The organism is Achromobacter sp. D10, from assembly GCF_035282245.1.
Lineage (GTDB): Bacteria > Pseudomonadota > Gammaproteobacteria > Burkholderiales > Burkholderiaceae_B > Achromobacter > Achromobacter insolitus.
Genome location: NZ_JAYJLE010000005.1, coordinates 38,714 through 60,728, shown reverse-complemented (window position 1 = coordinate 60,728; position 22,015 = coordinate 38,714). Strand labels below are relative to the sequence as shown.

Here is a 22,015-nt window from a genome sequence, read left to right as displayed (position 1 = left end):
TTCCATTGCCGATAACAATCAGGGACAAAAGATGCCGGCCGCGCCACACAGGCATAAAATAGCGGTTTGCCTATCCCCCTCCGCACACAGGATCCCGCGCCATGAACGCACGCATCCCCGAAGACGCTCTTCCTCCCACCCTGGACCCCAAGGCCTTGCAGGCGTTCGTGGACGAAAAATGGGACAACGAGATCATCCCGGCGCTGACCGACTACATCGCCATCCCGGCCAAGAGCCCGGCTTTCGACGCGGACTGGGAGAAGAATGCCTTCATCGAGCGCGTGGTGCGCGACGCCGCGCAATGGGTCGAAGCGCAAAAGGTCTCGGGCCTGAAGCTGGAAGTGGTGCGCCTGCCGGGCCGCACGCCCGTCATTTTCTTTGACGCGCCCGCCACCCGCAGCGACAACGGCGACACCGTGCTGCTGTACGGCCACCTGGACAAGCAACCCGAATTCTCCGGCTGGCGCGCCGGCCTGGGCCCCTGGACCCCCAAGCTGGAAGACGGCAAGCTGTACGGTCGTGGCGGCGCGGACGACGGCTACGCCGTGTACGCCTCGCTGACCGCCATCATGGCGCTGGACAAGCAGGGCATTCCGCGGCCGCGCTGTGTGGGCATCGTCGAAACCTGTGAGGAATCCGGCAGCTACGACCTGCTGCCCTATGTGGACGCGCTGCGCGACCGCTTGGGCAACGTGGCCCTGGTGGTGTGCCTGGATTCGGGCGCCGGCAACTACGACCAGCTCTGGATGACGACCTCGCTGCGCGGCATGGTGTCAGGCACGCTGGAAGTACAAGTGTTGGACGAGGGCGTGCACTCGGGCGACTCCAGCGGCGTGGTGCCGTCGTCGTTCCGCATCCTGCGCCATCTGCTGGACCGCCTCGAAGACAGCGGCACGGGCCGCCTGCTGCCGCAAAGCCTGCATTGCGAAATCCCCGCGGAACGCATTGAGCAAGTGCACGCGACCGCGCGCATCCTGGGCGATGAGGTCTGGCGCCGTTTCCCCTGGAGCTGCGGCGCCGACGGCGGCTTCGTGCTGCCCATGACGACCGAACCCGAACAGGCTTTGCTGAACCGCACCTGGCGTCCGACCCTGTCCGTGACCGGCGCGGAAGGCCTGCCGCCGCTGTCCAGCGCCGGCAACGTGCTGCGTCCGCGCACCGCTTTCAAGTTGTCGCTGCGCCTGCCCCCGCTGGTGGATGCCGTGGCCGCCTCGCAGGAAATCAAGGCATTGCTGGAGGCCGACGCGCCCTACAACGCCAAGGTGATCTTCAAGGCCAACGAAGGCGCCGCCACCGGCTGGAACGCCCCGGCCTCCGCGCCCTGGCTGACCCAGGCGCTGGATGCCGCCTCGCAGCAGTACTACGGCGCGTCCTGCGGCTACATCGGCCAGGGCGGCACCATCCCGCTCATGAGCATTCTGCAGAAGGGCTTCCCCAAGGCCCAGTTCATGGTCTGCGGCGTGTTGGGCCCCAAGTCCAACGCCCACGGCCCCAATGAATTCCTGCACGTGCCCTACGGCAAGAAGCTGACCGCGGCAGTGGCCCAGACCATGGCGGCAATGCCGGCATGATTTCCACTTCCGATGCCTACGCCAACGTGGTCGCCGAGACCAAGCAATGGCTGAACCAGGCCGTGATCGGCCTGAACCTCTGTCCCTTCGCCAAGGCGGTGCAGGTCAAGGACCAGATCCGCTTTGCCGTCAGTGACGCCACCGACGCCGAAGGCGTGCTTACCGACCTGCAGGACGAGCTGGCGCTGCTGGCCGAGGCCGATCCGGAGCAGATCGACACCACGTTGCTGATCATCCCGGACGCGCTGGACGACTTCCTGGAGTTCAACGACTTCGAAGACCTGTCGGACCGCCTGCTCAAGCGCATGCGCCTGGTGGGCGAGCTGCAGGTCGCCACGTTCCATCCGCACTTCCAGTTCGCGGACACGCAGCCGGACGATATCGACAACTACACGAACCGTTCGCCGTATCCCATCCTGCACCTGTTGCGCGAGGACAGTATTGATCGCGCGGTGGAGTCCTTCCCGGACGCAGCCGAAATCTATGAAAAGAACATCGACACGATGAGGCGCCTGGGGCTGGAAGGGTGGAAGAAACTGATGACCAAGGCCTGAGCCCCTGCGCTTCATCGGATCGCATACCAAATACCGCGACATAAATACCGCAGGGCGAAATCCCCGAGCTGCCTTCCATGCAAGGCCTCGGGATATCCCTAGATAGCCGGTCCGCGGTATTGCATACAACATACTGACGCCGTGACAGCTCGCCGTAAGGTGAGCGGCGCGCGTCCTTTCCCTTCGATTGCTTTGCCCCGTGGCCTTTCCCGGGCGCGGGGGCGTTGTCCTTGCCTGGAGAGTTGTATGCGATTCACCCGCCGCCATGCCCTGGGCGCGCTTGCCGCGCTACCCCTGATCTCGCGTCCCGCCTGGGCCCAGAACACCTTCCCGACGCGTCCCGTGCGCCTGCTGGTGGGCTTTGCCCCCGGCGGCTTGACCGACATTGCGGCGCGCGCCTTGGCCGAGCGCATGGGCAAGACGCTCAAGCAGAGCGTGATCGTGGAAAACCGCCCCGGCGGCCAGGCCATCATTGCCACGGTGGCGGTGGCGCGCGCGGAGCCCGATGGGTACACACTGGGCTTCGCCGGCACCAACGGCATGATCCTGAACCCCTTGCTCTACAACAACCTGCCTTACCAGCCGTCCGACTTCAAGCAGCTGGGCTCCATGGGCAAGTCGCCCATGCTGTTGATCGTGCACCCCGACCTGGGCGTGAAAAACGTGCAGGAGTTCATCGCGCTGGCCAAGAAGAAGCCCGGGGACATCACCTGCGCGCATGCGGGGCGAGGGGTGATCAATCACCTGGCGCTGTTGCATTTCCAGTCCAAGACCGGCACGCAGTTCCAGGATGTGCCCTACAAGGGCAGCGGCCCTGCGTTGCTGGACCTGATGGCAGGCACGGTGCAGAGCACCTTCGACTTTCCGACTTCGGCAATGCCCAACATCAAGTCGGGCAAGCTGCAGGTGCTGGCGGTCACATCGGACAAGCGCCTGTCCAGCCTGCCGGACGTGCCCACCATGAAGGAAGCCGGGCTGGATGGCTTCGAGCTCTACACCCGCATGATGATCTCCGGTCCGGCCGCGATGCCCGCGCCCGTGGTCGCCGCGCTGGAGAACGCAGTGCGCGAAGGCACGCGTGATCCCAGCCTGGTTCAGCAGTTCGCGGACCAGGGCGTGACCGTGGAGTTCACGTCCTCGGCCGATCTGGACAAGGTCATTGCGGATGAATCCGCCATGTGGGCCCAGGTCATCAAGGCCAACGGCGTGCCCAAGACCGACCTGAAGAGCTAAGGAGCCATCGTGGCAGAACAACCCAGCATTACCGTCACGCCGGAACGCGCCCTGATCGACGTGGCGCGCGAGATCCGCGTGAGCGGATTTCCGGCCTACGCTTTCATCACCGTGACGGCCAGCATGACCATGTGCGGCGCGCCGTGGCGATCGCAAGCCGTGTTCGTGGCTGGCCACGACGGCGCCCTGGACCTGGCCCGCGATTGCCCCGTGTCCGGCAGCTACGCGGAGCCCTCGGCCATGGGCATCGCCTGGTCCATGGCGTGCGAGGACGTCGCCAGCGTGGTGTTTCCGCCGGACCGCACCGAGCCGCTTGCCATCCGCATCGAAGCCAGCGATGGCCGCCTGACTGCCGCGGCAACCCTGGTGCAGGAGTTCCAGGCGGAGGGCGTGACCCACCGCGCCGTGCGCGAGCAGGTCGGCGGCATGACCGTGTCGGGCGAACTCTACACGCCAGCCGGTCCCGGCCCGCATCCGCTGGTGATCTACATGAATGGCTCGTCAGGCGGCGTCAACGCGCCCCGCGCCGCGCTTTTCGCGTCCCGCGGCTACCAGTGCCTGGCGCTGGCCATCTTCAACTACGAGGGTCGCCCCAAGTATCTGAACGACATGCCGCTGGAGTACTTCGAGCATGCGCTGCGCTGGGCGCGCGCCGAGCTCGCGCCGCGCGACGGCTTCGTAGCGCTGTCCGGCATCAGCCGCGGCGGCGAGACCTCGCTGCTGGTGGCTTCGCATTATCCGGATCTGGTCAGCGCGGTGGTCGCCTACGTGCCGTCGCCCGTCATGCACGGGGTGGTCAGCGCGGGGGCGCCCGGCACCGGCCGCGACGCGCAGGTCTGGACCAAGGCCGGCGCACCCCTGCCGCACCTGTGGCAGGACAACGCCAGCGCCAACTGGGACGCGGCCTATGCGTCCCAGCCGCCGTATCGTCAGACGCACGCCTTTCTCAGCGCCACGCGCGACAGCGCGGCGTTTGAGCGGGCCCGCATCCCGGTCGAGAACTATCCCGGTCCCGTCATGCTGGTCAGCGCATCCGATGATGGCTTCTGGCCCAGCACCGCGTACTCGGAAATCGTCATGCGCCGTCGGCAGGCCCATGGCCTGCCTACGTTCCACCACGTTTGCATGGGTGCTGGCCACCATGTGCACTATCCCTGCCTGCCCGCCACGCTGATCAGCAAGCCGCACGCGATGTCCGGCCTGCTGCTGGACGCGGGCGGAACGCCCAGCGCGAACGCGGCAGGCAATGAAGGATCCTATCTGGCGGTGCTGGATTTCCTGGGCAGGGTGGGAGGCGTGGCCAGATAGGCCTTGGGCGAGCGGGCGGGCGTCCGTTGCCCGGCACGCCCGCTTCATCCGTTGCGCAGTTTCTGTTCCGACACGAATGCCGACCAGCGCTGCAGCTCGCCCCGTATCAGCCCCGCGAATTCGGCCGGGCTGTTGGCCTGGGCGGCCTCCATGCCCAGGCCGGCCAGCCGTTCGCGCACGCCGGCGTCGGCCAGGATGGCCGTCATGGCGCCGTTCCACTTGGCGACCAGCTCTGGCGGCGTGCCCGCGGGCGCGACGATGCCTTCCCACTCCTTCAGGTCGAACGCGGGCACCCCGGCCTCGGCCAAGGTGGGCACACCGGGCAGGGCGTCCATGCGGCCGTCGCGCGTGACCGCCAGGGCGCGCAGCTTGCCGGACTGCGCCAGCGGCACGGCGACGGACGCGGTGGCGAACATGGTCTGCACATAGCCGCCCATGAGCGCCTGCGCCGCTTCGGCGGGGCCCTTGAAGGGCACGTGCAGCATGTCTATCCCCGCCGCCTGGCAAAAGGCCGCGCCCAGCAGATGGGCGGGTGAGCCGTTGCCGCCTGAACCGTAGCTGAGCTTGCCGGGCTGGCGCCTGGCCTGCTCGACCAGGCTGCGGACGTCGGCATAGTCGCTGCCTGGCGCGACGAGCAAGGCGTTGTACAGCCACACCAGGTTGGCGATCGGCGCGAAATCGCCGTCGGTGCGATAAGACACCTTGCCGAACAGCGCGGGCAGCACGGTGTGGGTCAGGAACATGATGCCCACGGTGTAGCCGTCCGGGGCGCTGCGGGCGACTGCGTCCAGGCCGATCATGCCGGTCGCGCCCGGCCGGTTCTCGACGACCACCGGCTGCCCCCACAGGCGCTGCAGCCTTTCCGCGATGACGCGCGCCAGCACGTCGGGAGGGCTGGCCGCGGGCAGCGGCACGATGATGCGCAGCGGTTTGTCCGGGTACGCGGCCCTGGCGGACCACGGCAGGGTACAGGCGAGGGCGGCGGACAGGCCCTTGAATAGCGTGCGGCGGCGCATGGTTCAGGCCGCGGACGAAACAGGCGGCATGAAGATCACGTCGTATTCCGGCGCCACGGCCACCACTTCCGCCGGACTCGACATGTTGTGGATGCGGCGGTAAAGCTCAAGCAGCTTGCCTGCGGGCGCCGCCCAGAATAGCGCGGTGGCGGGAACGCCGGAATTGTTGAAGAAGGCATGCGGAACGCCGCGGGGCATGCGCACCAGATCGCCCGGGCCGGCAGAGGTTTTCTTGCCGTCCAGCAGCAGGTCGATGCGGCCCTGCAGCACGAAGATGTACTCGTCCTGGTTGGGGTGCACGTGCGGTGGCACGAAGGACTCTTCGGGAAAAGTGGCGTGCCAGGAAATGCTGTCCAGGCTGACTTGCTTGGGCACGTATACCTGGCCCAGGATGTTCCAGGAGACGCCGTCCAGGCCGGCGTGCGCGCGGGTGATGTCTGGGGTTTCGAGAATCATGCTGCACTCCTCAGGATTGCGACAGCCGATCCAGCGTCGGCTTCACGAGCGGGTTGGATGAGGCGAAACGTGGCTTGAAGGTTTGCCTGGCGCGGGCCAGGTCGGCTTCGTCCCAATAGCCGATCAGGATGCCGCCTTCGGAAATGCGAGGCTGGACCTCGATGGACTCGATGGTGCCGTCGGCCACGGTGGCGCGTTGGCGGGGCTGGCGCGCCCAGCGGAACAGCAGATCCTCCATGCGCCGGCGCACCGCTTCGTGCGCGGGCGAGGCGCCCAGGTCGACGAATTCATTGGGGTCTTCCAGCAGGTCGTAGAGCATCGGCCGGTAGCCCTCGGCCATCACGTACTTCCAGCGCTCGTCGCGCACCATGCGCAGCCAGGCCTGCCGTGCCGGCGTGCCCAGCGTGATGCGCGAATCCTGGAAGGCATAGTCGTATTCGCAGATGACGTGGTCGCGCCAATCCGGCGGCGTCTGACCGAATAACAGGGGGCGCAGCGAACGTCCGTCCATGACGTGGGGCACCGGCACTCCGCCGCAGGCGTCCAGGAAGGTCGGCGCCAGGTCTATCGCTTCGACCATGGCCGCGCAACGGGTGCCGCGTGCCGCGTCGGCGCGGGGATCCGGGTCGTAGACGATCAGTGGCGCGCGGATGACGGGTTCATGGAACAGGTCCTTTTCTCCCATCCAGTGATCACCCAGATAATCGCCGTGATCGGACGTGAAAACGATCATGGTGTTGTCGAACAGGCCGCGCGCTTCCAGGAAGCGGAACAGCACGCCGAGCTGGTCGTCGATCTGCTTGATCAGTCCCATATAGCCCGGCATGACGGCCTCGCGCACACCGGGCTCGGAGAAGGTTGCCGATACGCGGTGCTTCATCATCGCGGCGTAGACGGGGTGCGGATCGGCCCGTTCGGCGTCATTGCGCACCACCGGCAACGCATCTTCCGGCCCGTACAGGCCGGCGTAGGGCGCCGGCGCCAGATAGGGCCAGTGGGGCTTGATGTAGGACAGGTGCAGGCACCACGGCTGTTCGCCGGCTTCGCTGATGAAGTCCATCGCCCGGCGCGTGATGTACGGCGTCTCCGAGTGTTCGTCCGGCACGCGCGCGGGCAGGTTGGAATACTTGAGGAACCAGCCCGAACGCACCGTGCCGTCCGTGTCCACGGCGGAGTTGGCCCAGCTTTCCCAGGGATTGTCGCCGCCGTACCCCTGCGCGCGCAGATAGTCGTTGTAGCGCGGGTCGGGATCGTGGCCGGAGTATGGATGGATGCCATCGTCGCGTTCGTAGGCGTCGAAGCCGCACTCGGCAATGCGGCGGCCGATGACCGACGCCGGGTCGATGCCCAGCCGCGACATGCCGGCCAGGTCTGCCCGCATATGCGTCTTGCCCACCAGCACGGAACGCACGCCTAGCGGCCGCAGATGATCGCCTATGGTCATTTCTCCCGCCTTCAGCGGCACGAAGTTCCAGCTGGCGCCATGCGCATGCACGTAGCGGCCCGTGTAGTAGCTCATGCGCGACGGACCGCATACGGGCGACTGCACGTAGGCGCGGTCGAAGACCATGCCGCGCGCCGCCAGCGCATCCAGGTTCGGCGTCTTCAGCGTGGGGTGGCCAAAGCAGGAAAGATGGTCGTAGCGCAGTTGGTCGCACATGATGAAGAGAATGTTCTTCACGCCTCGGGTCATGCTAGGCTCCTGTCTCCGATGGGGCATGCAGGAATTCTATCGACGGCCTGCGCGCCCATCCCTTGAATTGTTTTGATGTCGATTACCCCTGGTAATCGGCCGGAGAGGCGGCTTGCGACTCCAGCATCTGAACCTGTTGCTCACCCTGGCGCGGACAGGCAGCATGCGCGCTGCCGCGCAGGTCCTGAACGTGTCGCAACCAGCGCTGACCAAGGCGTTGCGCCAGCTGGAAGAAGAGGTCGGCACGGAGCTGGTGCTGCGCACGCCGAAGGGCGTGCGGCTGGCGCAGGCCGGCGAAATCCTCGCGGCGCGCGCCGCCGTGGTCATGCGCGAGATCGAAAAGGCCCATGAGGACCTTGCCTGGCATCTGCGTGGCGCGGAGGCGCAGGTGACGCTGGGCGTGTCGCCGGCCGCCGCGATCCTGCTGGCGCCGGGCGCGGTGGCGCGCTACGGTGCGCGCTGGCCGCAAGTGCGGCTGCGCGTGCGCGACACACTTTATCCGCAGGCGCTGGAGCGCATCCGGTCCGGCGAACTCGACATGGCGCTTGGGCCCTTGCCTGAAGCCGGCGGTGGCGGCGACCTGGCCGTGCAACCCCTGTTCGAAAGCCAGTCGGTCGTGGTTGCGCGCGCCGCGCATCCGCTTGCCCGTGTCCGCCGCCTGAGCGAGCTGGCCGAGGCCGCCTGGGTACTGACGGGACCGGCGCAAGGACCGGGCGATCCCAGGGCGCTATACGCCGACGAAGGGCAGGCGCGTGCCTTGCATCTGCAACTGGAGTGCGAGTCGTTCTCCACGCTGCTGGCGCTGATGCCGCAGCTGGATCTGGTCGGCATCATGCCGCAAGGGTTTCTGGACCGTTACGGCCCCGCGCTGGGACTGGTCCGCCTGGATCTCATCGACCCTTTGCCCAAGACCGTCATCTATGTGACGCACCGCGCGGATGCGCCGCTGACCGTGCCGGCGCGCCGTCTGCTGGATGCGCTGCTGGGCGAGGCCGCGCAGATGGCTGCGCACGCCTGAACCTAGGCCTTGGTTCATCGCGTTGACGGAAAATCTTCGATCCGCCGCAGACCCTGGCCGCCTACATCGAACTGCTGCGCGCACCCGCTGTGGGAAGGGCCGAAGCGTCCTGATCCGGCGTCTGCGAAATGCCTGGCACGCCACGCCGGATGTCGCGCGAGAACTCTGCTGCGTCCGAGGTGGCGCGGGCGCGCTGCGTGTAATGGCCCGCTTGCCGGTATGCCTCGGGACTGTCGGCGCCTTCCAGCGCGTCAAGCCGATACAGGTACTCGGGCAGGTAGCCCGACAGCAGCAGCCGGTAATCCAGGGGCAGGCCGGGCACGATCTCGTCCGCCAGCCGGTACACGATGGTGGTGCAGTTACCCGTCAGTGTGTTGTAGAAGCGGGGCTTGGCCACCAGCCGGGTCGCGGTTTCTACATAGGAAAGGAACAGCTTGCGGGCAGCGCCTTCCGGCATGTGCACGCGGTACAAGTAGCCTTCCTCGCCACGCACGTTGGTGCGCACGCGCAGGCTGTCTTCCTCGGTGGAAGCCAGGACCGCCAGTTCGTACTGGCGGAAGAAGCCGCCGATTTCCGAGAACACGTCGTGCAGCTTGCGGCGGATCTCCACCGAGAACACCACGTATTGCCCATCGTCGAAGCCGAACGACACCATGGCGTGGGCGACGGCGGGCCGGCCCCAATAGGACAACGCCAGATCCACCGAAGCCAGCCGCGTCAGGTCGTAGGTGCGAGTTTCCCAGCGGATGTCGTAGTCGGTGCGCGAGCGCCAGTCAAAGTTGCGCACGTTGCGCAAGGTGACGATATCGCCCTCTATCGAGCCCTGGGTCTGGCGGGCGACTTCAGGCATCCATTGGCGGTCGTTGGAAGCACGCACCCCTAGCGTCCACCAGGCTATCAGCGCCAGCAGCAGGGCGCCAAACAGCCAGGCGGGAAAAGAATGTCCCAGGACCTGTCCGCTCAATGCCGCCGCAGCAAGCGCCAGCCATGCCGCGGGCAAGGCGGCGCGTGCGCGGCCCCGGTACGGAGACTGGAACCAGAGGGCCGCCGCGCCCCAGGCGGCGCCGGCCACGATGGCCACGCCGAGCACGAGATGCAGCATCATGGCGTTTGCGTTTGCGTTCGCGCGTGCATCCTTGCGCGCGTTGCGGGTCCGCGCCCGCGGGCGCGCATCATTGCGCCCCTTGCGACGACTCGGCCTGCTCCGCATTGCGGGCGTGCGCGTGGCGGTCCTGCTTGCGCCAGCCGGCGCGCATGCGGGCGATCTGGCGCAGCGCGTCCTGCGATACCTTCCACCAGCCGAACGGCCGCGGGTCTGCCAACATACTGAGCGCGCGCGCATAGTCCAGCGTCAGGCCAGGGGTCCATGCCATGGTCAGGGCGCGCTTGCGGATCTGTGCCGCCACCCACAGTTCGGGCGTCAGCAGGAGGCGCAGCAGCACACGCCATCCGGCGCCTGCGCCATGCAAGCGGCCAACCACGCCGTCCAGCGCGGCTTCCAGCGCGCTGGACACGGAACTGGAGCAGTTCCGGTGGGTGAGGTTGTAGGTGGTGGTCTTGCGGTATTCGTCCCAGAATGCCTGTAGCTTGGCCGCGTCATAGTTGCGGATGCGGACCCGGGTCGTCGACGGCGTCCAGGCTTTGGACTCGGTGGCGTAGTCGGGCTGGAAAACGCCCGGCACGTTGTTCTCGGCCGTGGCGCGCAGCAGGGTGCCGAACTGTTCCGGAGAGTGGTCGATCTCCTGGGCCGGGTACAGGCTGATGTAAATGCCTTCCGGCGATTCCAGCGCGGCATGGCCGGTGGAAACCACGCCATTGATGTCCACGGCGGCGATATAGCGGTTCACCACGGGGTAGTTGCGTGTCTGGGTCTTGGCCGAACCGGATGGCGTCCAGACGTGAACGGTCAGCGCGCGCTCCGATTCCAGGGGAGGGCCGTCGAATACCCTCTGTGCGGGGCTGTCGGCGCGCGTGGGCATGAAGTCCGGGCTGGGGTTGACGTCCAGGGCCGGATTGGAGTCCAGGTTGCGGACCCGGCGCGCCAGCGACAGCAGGTGCAGACCCGAAAACGCCAGGAACAGCCCAAGGCAATACGGCACCGTACCGACGTAATGGGTGGGGTACGGCTGGAAAAAGAAAATGGCCAGCAGGATTTCCGCGACGCCCGAAGCGAAAACATAGCGCCAGCGCTCATAACGCACCACATACGCGGCGGTGCATTGGATCAGCCCGTCCATCAGGAACATCAGGCCGAACAGCATGGACAGCACGAAATGCCCATGGTGGTGCCCAACCAGGACCAGCACGCCCGCAGTCAGCACGATGGCGCCTTTGGCATACCGCAGCACCCGTTGGCCGCCCACGCCCGACTTGGCGATCACCAGTGTGGCCAGGCCTTCGAGCACCAGCAGCGCCGCGAAGAAGTTCAGCGGAAAATAGACGGCATTATCCAGCGCGTCGATAAATAGCGTAACGCCTATCAGCAGAAGCAGGCCGCCGATGACATACAAGGCGCGGGCGCGCTTGCGCAGATAATCCACGCCCAGCAATAACAAAACCAGATTAGCCATTGCGCTTGAATCTCCTCTCCCGTAATCCAGTTAGTTCGCTCGATATTTTGGTTTGCTGACCACGTTAACAAATTTTCCGGCACCGATGCATGTATTCTTCCGAAGTATCCGCCCGCGGTCTTTTCCGGAATATGGCATGAATACGAAGACAAGCAGCGCAGGACAGGAAACCGTTGGAGAGACCCCTGCCAGCCTGATCGACGCCAGGATCCGCGAGCTAGGCGACTGGCGGGGCCAGACGCTCGCGCTCGTCAGGGCCATGATCAGGCAAGCCGATCCCGACGTGGTCGAGGAGTGGAAGTGGCGGGTGCCGGTGTGGTCGCACGACGGCATTATCTGCACCGGCGAGGCCTACAAAAGCGCCGTCAAGCTGACATTCGCCAAGGGCGCGGCCCTGGAGGATCCCACGGGGCTCTTCAACGCCAGCCTGGACGGCAATACGCGGCGCGCCATCGATATCCGCCACGGAGAGTCCCTGGACGAAGCGGCTTTCAAGGCGCTGATCCGTGCCGCGGTGCGCTTGAATGCGGCAGGCGCCAAATAGCAGCTTGCACGATGGCGCAATCAGGGCAATAGTCCGGCGTCCCGCAATAACGGTTCCTCATACGTGGAGTCCTCTGCCGGATAGCGCAGGCCCGGGAGGTTGCCGGCTTTGGCTAGCGCCCAGACGATGCTTTCGCCAGCGGGCAGGTTATCGGGCGCCTGAGCGTACAGGGGATCTTCAAACGCGGCGTTCGCCGCCGCGATTGTCCACCCTTGGGCGGTCAGCGCGGCAATCACGTCCGGCAGGGCGTCGGCGTTGAGCTGGTTGGTGTGCAACAGCATGACATGCTTCGGGCTGCGTCCCAGGACCTGGCGTGCCAGCCCGTCGTAATACGCCGCGCGGTCCAGCAAATGGCGGATGTAGCGCTGCTTCACTCCCTGGGCCTTGGCAGTTTGGCCTGCCTTCATGTGATCGGCATAGACGCGGCTGTAATACCAGTCGCTTGCGTCGATGGATACCGGTGCGCTCCGGTAGCCGTTCTTCGTCATCCAGACGCGCATCCCATCACGTTTGGCTGGCGTATCGCCTTCCTTCAGATAGGGGAATCTCAACATCGGTACGAAGGTAGGCATGTTCCGGAGGGCGGCATCCGCTGTTTCCACATCGGCAATGAACGCTGCCAGCGACACCTGGGAATCGGCCAGACTGCGGTGGTTGGCGGTGTGGTTCCCGACCGAGTGTCCCGCCCGCGACCATTCGGCCACCAGCGCCAAACCCTCCGCGCCGCCTATGCGGATCAGCGAGGGAAACAACGCGGACTGGATCCCTTGGTTGCGCAAGGCGTCCAGTAGCTGGGCATTCCATTGAACCGCTTCCGGCTGCTTGCCGGGATTGAGTCCGTCATCGAACGTCAGGGCCACTGTCTGGGCGGAGCACCAGGATGCCCAGAGCGAGAAGCAGGCGAGAAGGACAAGACGGGGGGAAAAGCAGGAAGCCATGCAGGAACGCCGATCCAGGGGAAGTTGTCGCGCACGCCAGGCATTCGGCCATGGCGCGGCCCGTGCCCCGGCGCGGGCCGGGGCATCAGGATAGCAGCGATGCCGAACTGGCGTGCCGGCCGGATCACGCCGCTGCGGGTCGGATGTTCTGGTTGTGCCGGAACAGATTCTTCGGGTCGTAGCGGGTCTTGGCCTGGACCAGGCGGTCGAAGTTTGGCCCGTAGGCGGCGCCCAGCCGTTCGGGTTCGTCCTGCGTCAGGAAGTTCACGTACACCCCTTCCTGCGCATAGGGCTCGGTGGTCCGGAACAGCGTCCGGGCCCACGCCATGCAGCGTTCGTCTTCCTCCGGAAAGTCCCAGCGCCCGTGCACATTCATGGCGAATTGCGCCGAGCGGTGTGGATAGGCCGTGGCGGACACCGGTACCCGCGAGGCTACCCCGCCGATGTAGCCCAGGAAGATTTCGCATTGCTGCGACGGCAGGTTTTCCACTGCCTCGACGATGGCGTCGATCAGTCCATCCTGCAGGCCGCCCAGATTGTGCGACTTCCAGTAATTGCGCGCGCCCGGCGTGAGCAAAGGATCAAAGGCCTTTTGCCAGGCGCTGTACGGCATGGGGCCCAGGTGTTCGCCATACGGCGTGCCCCAGCCGCGCACGGCTTCAACGGCGGCGGGGCCCCGGGCTGGATCTCCCGAATAGCACATGGCGAAGGCAACCATCGGCTTGCCATGCACCGCTTCCGGCAGGAAGGGCAGCGGGGGCGCGAGCCTCAGCACCGCCCAGACGGTCAGCTCCAGCGGCATGGCTGCCAGCGCGTCGCGGTACTTCCGCAACGCTTCCTTGCCCTGTTCCAGCGGCAGCACCACCAGGCCGCCATAGACCTGCGGGCCGACGGGATGCAACTGGAACTCGAACATGGTGACCACGCCGAAGTTGCCGCCGCCGCCCCTTATGGCCCAAAACAGCTCCGGGTTGTCCTGTTCGCTGGCATGCAGCAGTTGGCCATCCGCCGTGACGACGTCGGCCGAGAGGAGGTTGTCGATGGACATTCCGAACCTGCGGGTCAGCCAGCCGAATCCGCCGCCCAGGGTCAGCCCGGCCACGCCCGTGGTGGAATTGACGCCCAGCGGCGTCGCCAGGCCGCAAGCCTGGGCCTCGTGGTCGAAATCCGCGAGCGTGGCGCCAGGTTCCACGTAGGCGCGCGCCCGGAGGGGATCGACGCGCACCGACTTCATCGGCGACAGGTCCAGCATCATGCCGCCCTCGCAGACCGCCGTGCCGGCAATGTTGTGGCCGCCGCCGCGCACGGACAGGACCAGATCATTGTCGCGGGCGAAATCCACGGCGCGCCGCACGTCGGCGGCGCCGGCGCATCGGAAGATGACCGCCGGGCGGCGGTCGATCATCGCATTCCAGATTTTCCGGGCGTCGTCATAGCCGGCGTCCTCGGGGCCCAGGACCTGTCCTCGGGCAGAGGCTTTCAGGTCATCCAGGGCGTTTGCGGGAAGTTTGCTCATCACACACCTCCTTGAAGGTGCTGTGCTTCGTGAACAATCTCTGAAACTGGGGCCTGCAAGTGAGGCCCGGGCCGCCTAGGGAATTGGGCGCGGCATGGTGGATGCCTCCTGTGTGTGAGGCCATGGCCCGGAGAGGACGGCGCGCCGCGCCGGGAGCCTGGCGGCCCGCTCCCGTTTTGCGCGCCGTGGCGTGCGTATCGGGATAGCTTACTCCTCGCTGGTCCATTCCACCTGCACGCCGAGGCTGCGCAGGTTCTCGACGAAGCGCGGGTGGGCACGGCGGATCGGCGTGGCGTTGCGGATTTCCGAACGGCCGTCGATGCTGCTGGCGATCATGAACAGCGCGATGGCGACACGAATGATGTAGGGGCTTTCGACCACGGCGGGCGTCAGCGGCCGGCCGCCGAAGGTGATCAGCCGGTGCGGATCCGAGGAGAATACGTGCGCCCCGAACTTGGACAATTCACCGGTCCATCCCAGCGCGCCATCGTAGACCTTGTTCCAGAACATGGCGTTGCCCTGCGCACACACGCCCAAGGCAATGAAAATGGGCAGCAGGTCCACCGGGAAGTACGGCCAGGGCGCCGCCTCGACCTTGGTGAGCACATTGCTGGTAAAAGGCGTTTGCACCTTCAGCGGGCCAGAGCGCAGCGCGCGCGACCAGCCATCCTCGTGCACGATCTGCACGCCGAACTTGGCAAAGGTACGGTCGATCAGCGGGAAGTTCCCGGGCGTGCTGTTGCGCACCACCACGTCGCCGCCGGTGATCGCGCCCAGCGCGAGAAAAGTGGTGATCTCGTGGAAGTCTTCTTCGAACGTGAATTCGCCGCCGCCCAGGCGGGCGCCACCGCTTACGGTCAGGCGCGAGGTCCCGATGCCGTCGATCCGCGCGCCCATCATCGCCATAAAGCGGCAGAACTCCTGGACGTGCGGCTCGGAGGCCGCGTTCGTCAGGGTCGATTCCCCTTCGGCGGCCGCCGCACACAGCACAAAGTTCTCGGTCGTGGTGACCGACGCGTAGTCCAGCCAATGGTGGGTCGGCTTGAGCGGGCCGCTGGCGCGGACCAGCAGGGATCCGCTGGCGCGCTCTACCTCGCCGCCGAAGGAACGGAAGATGTCCACGTGTGGATCGATCTCGCGCACGCCCAGCGTGCAGCCCTTGACGTTGTCTTCCAGCCGGGCCACGCCAAAGCGTGCCAGCAGAGGCGGCACCAGCATGATGGACGACCGCATTTCCTCGGGCAGCCGGTGGGTGGCGGCATCGAAGGCGGTGTCGCGGTGGTGCAGGTCCAGCGTGCGGGTGGACTCGTCGAGCCGCACGTCGCTGCCGAGGGTGCGGAAGATGTCGAGGATCTTGCGCACATCGGTGATGTCGGGCACGCCGCGCAGCCGCAGCGGCTGATCCGTCAGCAGGGTGGCGCACAGCACAGGCAGGACCGCGTTCTTGTTGGCCGAGGGGATGACGCGGCCGCGCAATGGGGTGCCGCCGTGGACGATGAGGTTGGACATGGAGCGAGAAGGGCAAAAAATGGGGGGAAGGGAGCCGCCGGCGCTGCCTGCAGCGGATTGCTACTGACGAATGAGGCGGGCGGTAGCCGTTGGGGAGGCAGCGCTGCCGCGCTAGGTCCGGCGCCGCAGCCTTTCCTGGTGCAGCTGTCTGACCTGCTCGGCAAATTCCGGCACGGGCCCGACGACGGGAACGCCGTCCACGACCTCGGCGATGGCGAGCGGCCGGACCTTGGACGTGGGGGCAACTCCCCATTCCTGCAGCCATTGCCGGTACTGGGCGGACGAGCTGGCGTAGACGATCCTGCCCAGGCCGACCCATCCGTGCGCCGACGCGCACATGGAGCAGTGTTCGCCCGAGGTATAGACGGTACAGGCGGCCCGCTGGGCCGGCGGCACATTATTGGCGGCCCAGCGGGCGATCTCGAATTCCGGATGCCGCGTGCGGTCGCCGCTGGAGACATGGTTGTGGTCTTCGAACAGGACTACGCCCTCCGGCGAGACGAGGACGGAGCCGAAAGGCTCGTCACCGGCTTGCAGCGCCTGTTTCGCCAGCTCGACGCATCGCGCCAAGTGCTTCTTGTCCAGTTCGGTAATCATGCGGAGCCTCTCTCTGTATGCCGCGCAACGGGGACCGGCGGACTGCGGCATGAGAAGGCCGCCGGCGTGCATGGCGCAAGCATAGCCTCCTTGGCGGCAGGCTTAGTAGTACACGTCCACGTAGTCGGTCAGGCCGCCGCAGGCTTCCATCTGCTGCAGGCGCCAGTACTTGCGCTTGCCGGTGGCGCGGAATTCGAACTCGCCGTTGCGCTCGCAGCGCCGGCCCTTGTCAGGGGCGTCCAGGATCAGGATCGTGCCGCGGAAGAGGAAGCGGTCGCTTGCGATCGAAACAATGTCGCCCTTGATCTTCAGCGTGCCCTCGTGGTTGGCTTGCGTGCCTTCGATGCGGACCACGTCGTTTTCATCCGTCGCGGTCAGATGGCCGCGTTGCGCCGACCAGAGCCATTGCAGGGTGATGCCGCTGTTGTTCATCAGGCGTTCGTAGGCGGCCTGATTCTGGATGTCGGTCTTCTGCACGGAACCCGAAGCTGCGGCTGCAGCTGGCGCTGCCGCGGGTGCGGGCGTGGGGGCGCTTTGATGCGCCTTCATCGGCGGCGCGGCCAGGGCCGGCATTGCCGTGGCAAAGGCCAGCCCGGCCGCCAGCAGCAGGCCGGTGAGCCGCTTTTTTCCCTGGGCGATGAGCGCGTCGCTTTCGAGGTTCGTATGCATGGTTCTCGTCAAGTAGAGTAGGAGGGCGCGGCCCGAGGGTCCGGCGGGCGCATAAATTAGCACGCTCATCGGCCCCGATAATTGCTGTTGTTTGAGCGTGTGTATCTATCGGTTATTTTATTTACCAATAAATACGGCTCTGGGCCCGCCGCCGTCCGCTCAGCGTTTCAGGCTTGCGCTTTGCGCCCGGAATGCGGCCTCCCCGGCGTCGGATATTTCGACCCACTTCTTGTCGGGCGGGGCATCCGGCAGGTAGCTGTCGTGCCAGTTCCACCATTTGTAGGTCGGCGTCTGCGGATAACCTTCCGGTGAATCCTCCCAGACTTCCTGCCGGCCCAGCGGCGTGATATCCAGATAGTTCCACGTGCCGCCCATCTGCTCGTCACCGCGATTGTTCAGGAAGTAAGTGCGGAAGATCTGGTCCCCGTCACGATAGAACACGTTGGTGCCATGCCATTCGTCCACGCCGAAGTCGGCGTCGAAACCGTCGGTCAAGGTGTACCAGGGCATGGTCCACCCCATCCGGGCTTTCAGGCGCGCAATGTCAGCCTGCGAGGCGCGCGATACGAAGGCCAGGGTGGTGTCGCGGGCATTCAAGTGGGCCAGGTGGGCGACCTGGTCGGCCACCATGGAGCAGCCGCGGCAGGCGTGTTCCGGCCAGCCGTACACGCCTGGTTCGAAGAAGGCGCGGTAAACGATCAGTTGGCGGCGGCCATCGAACAAGTCGGGCAGGGCAAGCGTGCCGAACGGGCCTTCGAACGCATATGCCTGGGTCACCGTCGTCCAGGGCATGCGCCGGCGTGCCGCGGCCAAGGCATCGCGGGCGCGGGTGTGGGCCTTTTCCTTCACAAGCAGCTGCTGCCTGGCCGCTTCCCATTCCTGCGGCGAGACGACCGGGGGAGTGTGCATGCGGGTGCGATTGCTGGATGCAGTCATGATTTCGGTACCTCCTTATCGCGGGCCGGCGCCCTGGCGCAAGGGACTGCGCGCAGTGGCTGCTCGGCGGCCAGGAACCAGTCTGGCATCGCCAGACCCGCGAGGGGGAGTAACAAATGCGGCGCAATTCCGCCGGGGGGCTGCTTCAGAAGCTCACTGCCAGGCCGACGGAGAAGCCCGACACATTGGTCCCGAACACATAGCGGCCTACCAGCCGGGTGCGGGTAATGATGACGTCGTAGGCGCTGGAATCCAGCTCCAGGCCTGCGCCCACGGAAGTCAGCCGGTCGAATCCGAGAATGCCGCGCTGATCGCCCAGGAACTCCGAGTGCGTCAGCTCCAGCACATAGCGCAGCGGCCGCTGCAGCATCATGAATCCCGTGGGGGCCCGGTAGCGCGCCCACAGATTGGCCGACTGCGCCGTGGCATGGCCTTCTACGGCCGCCGAGCTGTCGAAACTCTGCAGGCGCATGTCGGAATAGCGCAGTTCAACGTCGACTTCATAGCCGGGGCGGTAATGCTCATAGTCCAGCATCAGCGAGCCGCCCAAGCCATACGCATTGAGCGATCCGCGGTCCAGGAAGCTGATGTCCTTGCCGGTCTGGCGCCCCACATACCAGCTGGCGGCGCGCAAGTCGCTGGTGACATTGCCCAGCGCGAAATTGAAGATGGGGCGCAGCTTCAATTCGTCGGTCAGCTTGAAGTCCCAGCCGATGCCTCCGGTGGCCGAAAAGCTGTTCCACTTGGTGGGGATGCTGCGAGTCTCCGCGCCTTGGGTGGCGATAAAAGTCGGATCGTAGCGGCTCGCCGCCAGCACGCCCTCGAGGTATATGGGAACCGACTTGGAGATCGTGTCGCCGCCTCCCAGCTGCGTCATGGCGAACTCGGTGGACCCGGACACCGATCCGCTGCCACCACCGATGTTCAGGGAACTTGTGGTGATGTCCGGCACGATGGAGAACGACATGATGGCAAGCACCCCGTTGGCGCGCTTTTGCAGGTCGTCCTGGCTCAGCCGCAGCCCCTGTTGCGCCACGGCCATGGAGGATGCGCCGCAGGCCAGCAGCGCAAGCAGCCAGTGGGAACGTCGTTTTGCCATACGCACGGGCAAGGGCATGTCATCTCCGGAAAGAACGCGTGTCCAACTGCAGCCAGCCTTACGACGTAAGGGAATCTACTTGGCCGTGACAGGCGGGTCAATCATGGCTTGGCGCTGGGCGGCCAGAAGCGCGTCGCTCTGGTCGATCCGGATGGTGCCTATTCGGGGAAACTCGAAATCCACGATGATGTATATCGCTGCCGTCATCACCACCGCGTACACCAGCTGGTGCAGGAGGCTGTCGCGTTGGGACAGCGCAAGTTTCGAGCCTATCAAGCAGGCGCACACCAAGGCGAGAAAGACCAGGAAGACGTAGGTCGCGAGGGGCGGATGGACCTTCTGCGCCACGGTCTGGGCCGTCGACACGTCGAACATGTCATTGACCGCGTTTACGTATGACGCAGCGAAGGGAGGCTCGGTATTGCGGACCGCTTTCATCGACGTGGCCCAGATTTCGTTCTGCAGCGCGCCCACCTTGGCCGCGATGGCGTCGCGCCGGCCCAGATCGGAAACATGGCTGTAGTACTCGATGCGTCCGTCTACATAGCGCCTGAATTGGTCGCGCAGCCTGGGCTGGTCCGCGGCATTGAGCAAGTCGATGCGCAGCCAGGCCGTGCCGATGGAGTTGACCTCCTGAACCAGCAGGTTGCGCCGTTCGGCCATGCGCTGGGCCGCGCCCGAAAACGTGAAGGCCACCAGCAATCCCAGCAGCGCAAATACCGACGCCTCGATGGCGGCCGCGCCGGCGCCGCTCTTGTCGTCCGACCCGTGGCCCAGCCGTTTGCCGATTCTTATCGCAAGCAGCAACAGCGCAAAGAACAAGACCGCCAAACCCGCCAGCAGAAGGGAATAGTTCATCAGGTCACCATGCGTTCACTTACGGTTGGTCGGGGGGGGCGTCGCAGTCGAGGCCATGTCGCGCCACAGCGTGACGCGGTCGCGTCCCGCCTGCTTGGACTCATACAGCGCCTCGTCCGCCCGCCGGATCACGTCGGAGGCCGATGCGCCGTCCTGCGGCCACAGGGCGACGCCGATCGACACCGTGACGCGGCCTACGCTGTCCGGCATGATGCGCTGGGCCACGGCGGCGCGCAGGCGTTCGGCCACCTCGCAAGCCTGCGTGGCGGAGGCGGTGGGCAACAAGGCGATGAATTCTTCGCCGCCTACCCTGAAGGCGCGGTCCTGGTCGCGCAAGCCGCCACGGATAACCTCCGCAAGCGCCATCAGCACTTTGTCGCCGGTCAGATGGCCGAAGGTGTCGTTGATGCGCTTGAAGTGATCCAGGTCCATGGCGATGATCGCGACGGGCGCGCCGTCAGCGGCGTAGGCGCCCAGCACGTCGGTCATGGCCCGGCGGTTCAGGAGGCCGGTCATGGGATCCGTTTGCGCCTGGGTATTCAGCCGTCCCACTTCGTCCTGATGCTGGTCCAAGGTCGACTGGACGGCCTCGCGCAAGGTATCGGCCTCGACGTACCAGGCGTTGATCCGCCCAAGATCCGCATTGGCGGGTTGCCCCGCTCGCATGGCGCGGGTCAGTCGCGACAAGGGTGACGCGATGGCATAGGCCAGCCCGCATACCAACAGCAGCGTCAGGATGATGGCCGGGATGGCGGAGCGCAACGCCTCCCCGAGCAATTCCCGCAGCGGCGACAGCACCTGATCCAGAGAGCGCTGCGCCACCACCGCCCAATTGCCTTTGGGAAGGGGCGCATAGCCGGTCAGTATCTCCTTGCCTTCCGCATTCGAGAGCAGGGCGGAGCCACCGCGCCGGGTGGGTTCAATGCTCGCCAGGTCTAGCGCTTCCGGACCCGCATGCTTGCGGTACAGCACCTGGCCGGCTTTGCCGATAAGGAACACCGACATGCCGGCGATATCGTCGCGGTTGCCGATGACGCGGTCCATGCCGCTGTCTTCACCCAGTTTGATGACCAGGGCCAGATAGGCCAAGGGTTTGCCGGCGGTGTCGTTCACCGGCTCTACCGTGGTGAGCACGGTGGCGTTCGACCCGGCAAGCGTGGCGACCCAATGGCCTGGACCGGGCGAGGTCAAGCCCAGGTCGGCAAGGCGCGCGATGCGAGTGCCTGCGGCCTGGCCGCCAGGCGCCGCAGCCGTGATACCGCCAGCGGTGTCTGCAAGCAGCACGGCGTATACCGAGTCGATCTGGCCGGCCAGGCGCTGCAATTCGGCCTGCAGCGCCGCCGGGTTGTGCAGGAAGGCGGGAAGTTGGCGCGCGCTATTGCCGGCCTGGCGATGCAGCGCAGCAACATAAACGTCGACAACCTCGGCGATCTTTTCCGCTCGCGCCTGATTGGCGGCCAGCGAGTTTTTGATTATCTGCGCCTTTTGTACCTGGTAGCTGGAGTACATGGCGTTGGAAAAGCCGACGGCGACGCTCAGCACGGCCAAGGCGACCAGGACCGCATGCAGTCCAATCTTATGCTTGCGCCTGCCTGCGAGGCCAGACCGAGGGCTCATCGAAACTCCATGCAATATCACATGCGTGGTGATGTATCGACCGCGTTGAGAGTGACAACAATAAATGGGCCGGCACTGCGCCGCAATACCAAGCACGTGTAATTGCAACTCACCATTGATTTACGGAGAAAAATGTGTAGGCTTTGTGCGGTAAATCCAACATAGCGCTGCGTGATGCCGTTCACGCCGGTAATTTCTTATTACTACGCCGCTTCGGTTGTCACGCACTGCCGGTTTTCATACGTGTGATCCTGCTCTCTGCATTCGCCTGACTTCGTTGTTCACCGGACCGCCATTTGGCGCGATTCGTCCC

The 22,015-nt window shown here is 65.7% G+C and carries 20 protein-coding genes; 6 read left to right on the top strand and 14 right to left on the bottom strand.

Annotation, left to right across the window (positions count from 1 at the left end; genetic code table 11):
* Nucleotides 1-101 precede the first annotated feature (101 nt).
* The 4 genes from VCS63_RS16240 (at nucleotide 102) to VCS63_RS16225 (ending at nucleotide 4,666) form a co-directional block, all read left to right on the top strand.
* A complete protein-coding gene (locus VCS63_RS16240; protein ID WP_063642476.1) occupies nucleotides 102-1,571 on the top strand; it encodes a M20 family metallopeptidase in 1,470 nt (489 codons plus the stop codon).
* Nucleotides 1,568-2,125, top strand: a complete 558-nt coding sequence (locus VCS63_RS16235; protein WP_042794000.1) for a DUF1415 domain-containing protein — start codon at nucleotides 1,568-1,570, stop codon at nucleotides 2,123-2,125. Before VCS63_RS16240 ends, VCS63_RS16235 begins: the two co-directional genes overlap by 4 nt.
* Nucleotides 2,126-2,371: 246 nt before the next feature.
* Nucleotides 2,372-3,358 (top strand): Bug family tripartite tricarboxylate transporter substrate binding protein, encoded by a 987-nt coding sequence (locus VCS63_RS16230; protein WP_042793999.1) that lies wholly within the window; start codon nucleotides 2,372-2,374, stop codon nucleotides 3,356-3,358.
* 9 nt (nucleotides 3,359-3,367) lie between these two features.
* Nucleotides 3,368-4,666: an acyl-CoA thioester hydrolase/BAAT C-terminal domain-containing protein gene (locus VCS63_RS16225; protein WP_042793998.1), complete on the top strand. Its 1,299-nt coding sequence runs from the start codon at nucleotides 3,368-3,370 to the stop codon at nucleotides 4,664-4,666.
* A gap of 44 nt (nucleotides 4,667-4,710) precedes the next feature.
* On the opposite strand, the gene VCS63_RS16220 is transcribed toward VCS63_RS16225, so the two are convergent.
* The 3 genes from VCS63_RS16220 to VCS63_RS16210 are packed head-to-tail and all read right to left on the bottom strand — an operon-like array spanning nucleotide 4,711 to nucleotide 7,831.
* The gene (locus tag VCS63_RS16220; RefSeq protein WP_063960818.1) at nucleotides 4,711-5,682 is read right to left on the bottom strand and encodes a Bug family tripartite tricarboxylate transporter substrate binding protein; all 972 of its coding nucleotides are present in this window, start codon (nucleotides 5,680-5,682) and stop codon (nucleotides 4,711-4,713) included.
* Nucleotides 5,683-5,685: 3 nt separating this feature from the next.
* Nucleotides 5,686-6,138: a cupin domain-containing protein gene (locus VCS63_RS16215; RefSeq protein ID WP_253636980.1), complete on the bottom strand. Its 453-nt coding sequence runs from the start codon at nucleotides 6,136-6,138 to the stop codon at nucleotides 5,686-5,688.
* Nucleotides 6,139-6,148: 10 nt separating this feature from the next.
* The gene (locus tag VCS63_RS16210; protein WP_149064344.1) at nucleotides 6,149-7,831 is read right to left on the bottom strand and encodes an alkaline phosphatase family protein; all 1,683 of its coding nucleotides are present in this window, start codon (nucleotides 7,829-7,831) and stop codon (nucleotides 6,149-6,151) included.
* 112 nt (nucleotides 7,832-7,943) lie between these two features.
* On the opposite strand from VCS63_RS16210, the gene VCS63_RS16205 reads away from it, so the two are divergent.
* Nucleotides 7,944-8,849, top strand: a complete 906-nt coding sequence (locus VCS63_RS16205) for a LysR family transcriptional regulator (protein ID WP_149064345.1) — start codon at nucleotides 7,944-7,946, stop codon at nucleotides 8,847-8,849.
* 61 nt (nucleotides 8,850-8,910) lie between these two features.
* On the opposite strand, the gene VCS63_RS16200 is transcribed toward VCS63_RS16205, so the two are convergent.
* Nucleotides 8,911-9,954, bottom strand: a complete 1,044-nt coding sequence (locus VCS63_RS16200) for a DUF4105 domain-containing protein (protein ID WP_323880389.1) — start codon at nucleotides 9,952-9,954, stop codon at nucleotides 8,911-8,913.
* A gap of 67 nt (nucleotides 9,955-10,021) precedes the next feature.
* Nucleotides 10,022-11,419 (bottom strand): HdeD family acid-resistance protein, encoded by a 1,398-nt coding sequence (locus tag VCS63_RS16195; RefSeq protein WP_042793991.1) that lies wholly within the window; start codon nucleotides 11,417-11,419, stop codon nucleotides 10,022-10,024.
* A gap of 136 nt (nucleotides 11,420-11,555) precedes the next feature.
* Here VCS63_RS16195 and VCS63_RS16190 point away from each other — a divergent pair, with 136 nt between their 5' ends.
* The gene (locus VCS63_RS16190) at nucleotides 11,556-11,963 is read left to right on the top strand and encodes a DUF1801 domain-containing protein (RefSeq protein ID WP_063960823.1); all 408 of its coding nucleotides are present in this window, start codon (nucleotides 11,556-11,558) and stop codon (nucleotides 11,961-11,963) included.
* Nucleotides 11,964-11,983: 20 nt separating this feature from the next.
* Here the strand turns inward: VCS63_RS16190 and VCS63_RS16185 are convergent, their stop codons facing one another.
* The 9 genes from VCS63_RS16185 to VCS63_RS16145 all read right to left on the bottom strand — a co-directional run bounded on the left by VCS63_RS16185 (nucleotide 11,984) and on the right by VCS63_RS16145 (nucleotide 21,702).
* Nucleotides 11,984-12,901, bottom strand: coding sequence for a polysaccharide deacetylase family protein (locus VCS63_RS16185; protein ID WP_323880387.1), 918 nt, complete (start codon nucleotides 12,899-12,901; stop codon nucleotides 11,984-11,986).
* Nucleotides 12,902-13,025: 124 nt separating this feature from the next.
* Nucleotides 13,026-14,417, bottom strand: coding sequence for an FAD-binding oxidoreductase (locus VCS63_RS16180; protein WP_323880386.1), 1,392 nt, complete (start codon nucleotides 14,415-14,417; stop codon nucleotides 13,026-13,028).
* Between the two features lie 207 nt (nucleotides 14,418-14,624).
* A complete protein-coding gene (locus tag VCS63_RS16175) occupies nucleotides 14,625-15,926 on the bottom strand; it encodes a UDP-N-acetylglucosamine 1-carboxyvinyltransferase (protein WP_042793988.1) in 1,302 nt (433 codons plus the stop codon).
* A gap of 111 nt (nucleotides 15,927-16,037) precedes the next feature.
* Nucleotides 16,038-16,523 carry a nucleoside deaminase gene (locus VCS63_RS16170; protein WP_323880384.1) on the bottom strand — a complete coding sequence of 162 codons (486 nt, stop codon included), beginning with the start codon at nucleotides 16,521-16,523 and terminating at the stop codon, nucleotides 16,038-16,040.
* A 102-nt stretch (nucleotides 16,524-16,625) separates the two neighbouring features.
* Nucleotides 16,626-17,192 carry a hypothetical protein gene (locus VCS63_RS16165; protein WP_323880382.1) on the bottom strand — a complete coding sequence of 189 codons (567 nt, stop codon included), beginning with the start codon at nucleotides 17,190-17,192 and terminating at the stop codon, nucleotides 16,626-16,628.
* A gap of 159 nt (nucleotides 17,193-17,351) precedes the next feature.
* Entirely contained in the window at nucleotides 17,352-18,128 is a 777-nt protein-coding gene (locus VCS63_RS16160) for a DUF899 domain-containing protein (RefSeq protein WP_323880380.1), read from the bottom strand.
* Nucleotides 18,129-18,273: 145 nt separating this feature from the next.
* On the bottom strand, nucleotides 18,274-19,245 hold the full coding sequence (locus tag VCS63_RS16155; RefSeq protein WP_063642492.1) for a hypothetical protein: 972 nt from the start codon (nucleotides 19,243-19,245) through the stop codon (nucleotides 18,274-18,276).
* Between the two features lie 57 nt (nucleotides 19,246-19,302).
* Nucleotides 19,303-20,085, bottom strand: coding sequence for a hypothetical protein (locus VCS63_RS16150; protein ID WP_042793984.1), 783 nt, complete (start codon nucleotides 20,083-20,085; stop codon nucleotides 19,303-19,305).
* 15 nt (nucleotides 20,086-20,100) lie between these two features.
* A complete protein-coding gene (locus VCS63_RS16145; protein ID WP_323880377.1) occupies nucleotides 20,101-21,702 on the bottom strand; it encodes a sensor domain-containing diguanylate cyclase in 1,602 nt (533 codons plus the stop codon).
* Nucleotides 21,703-22,015: the final 313 nt, after the last annotated feature.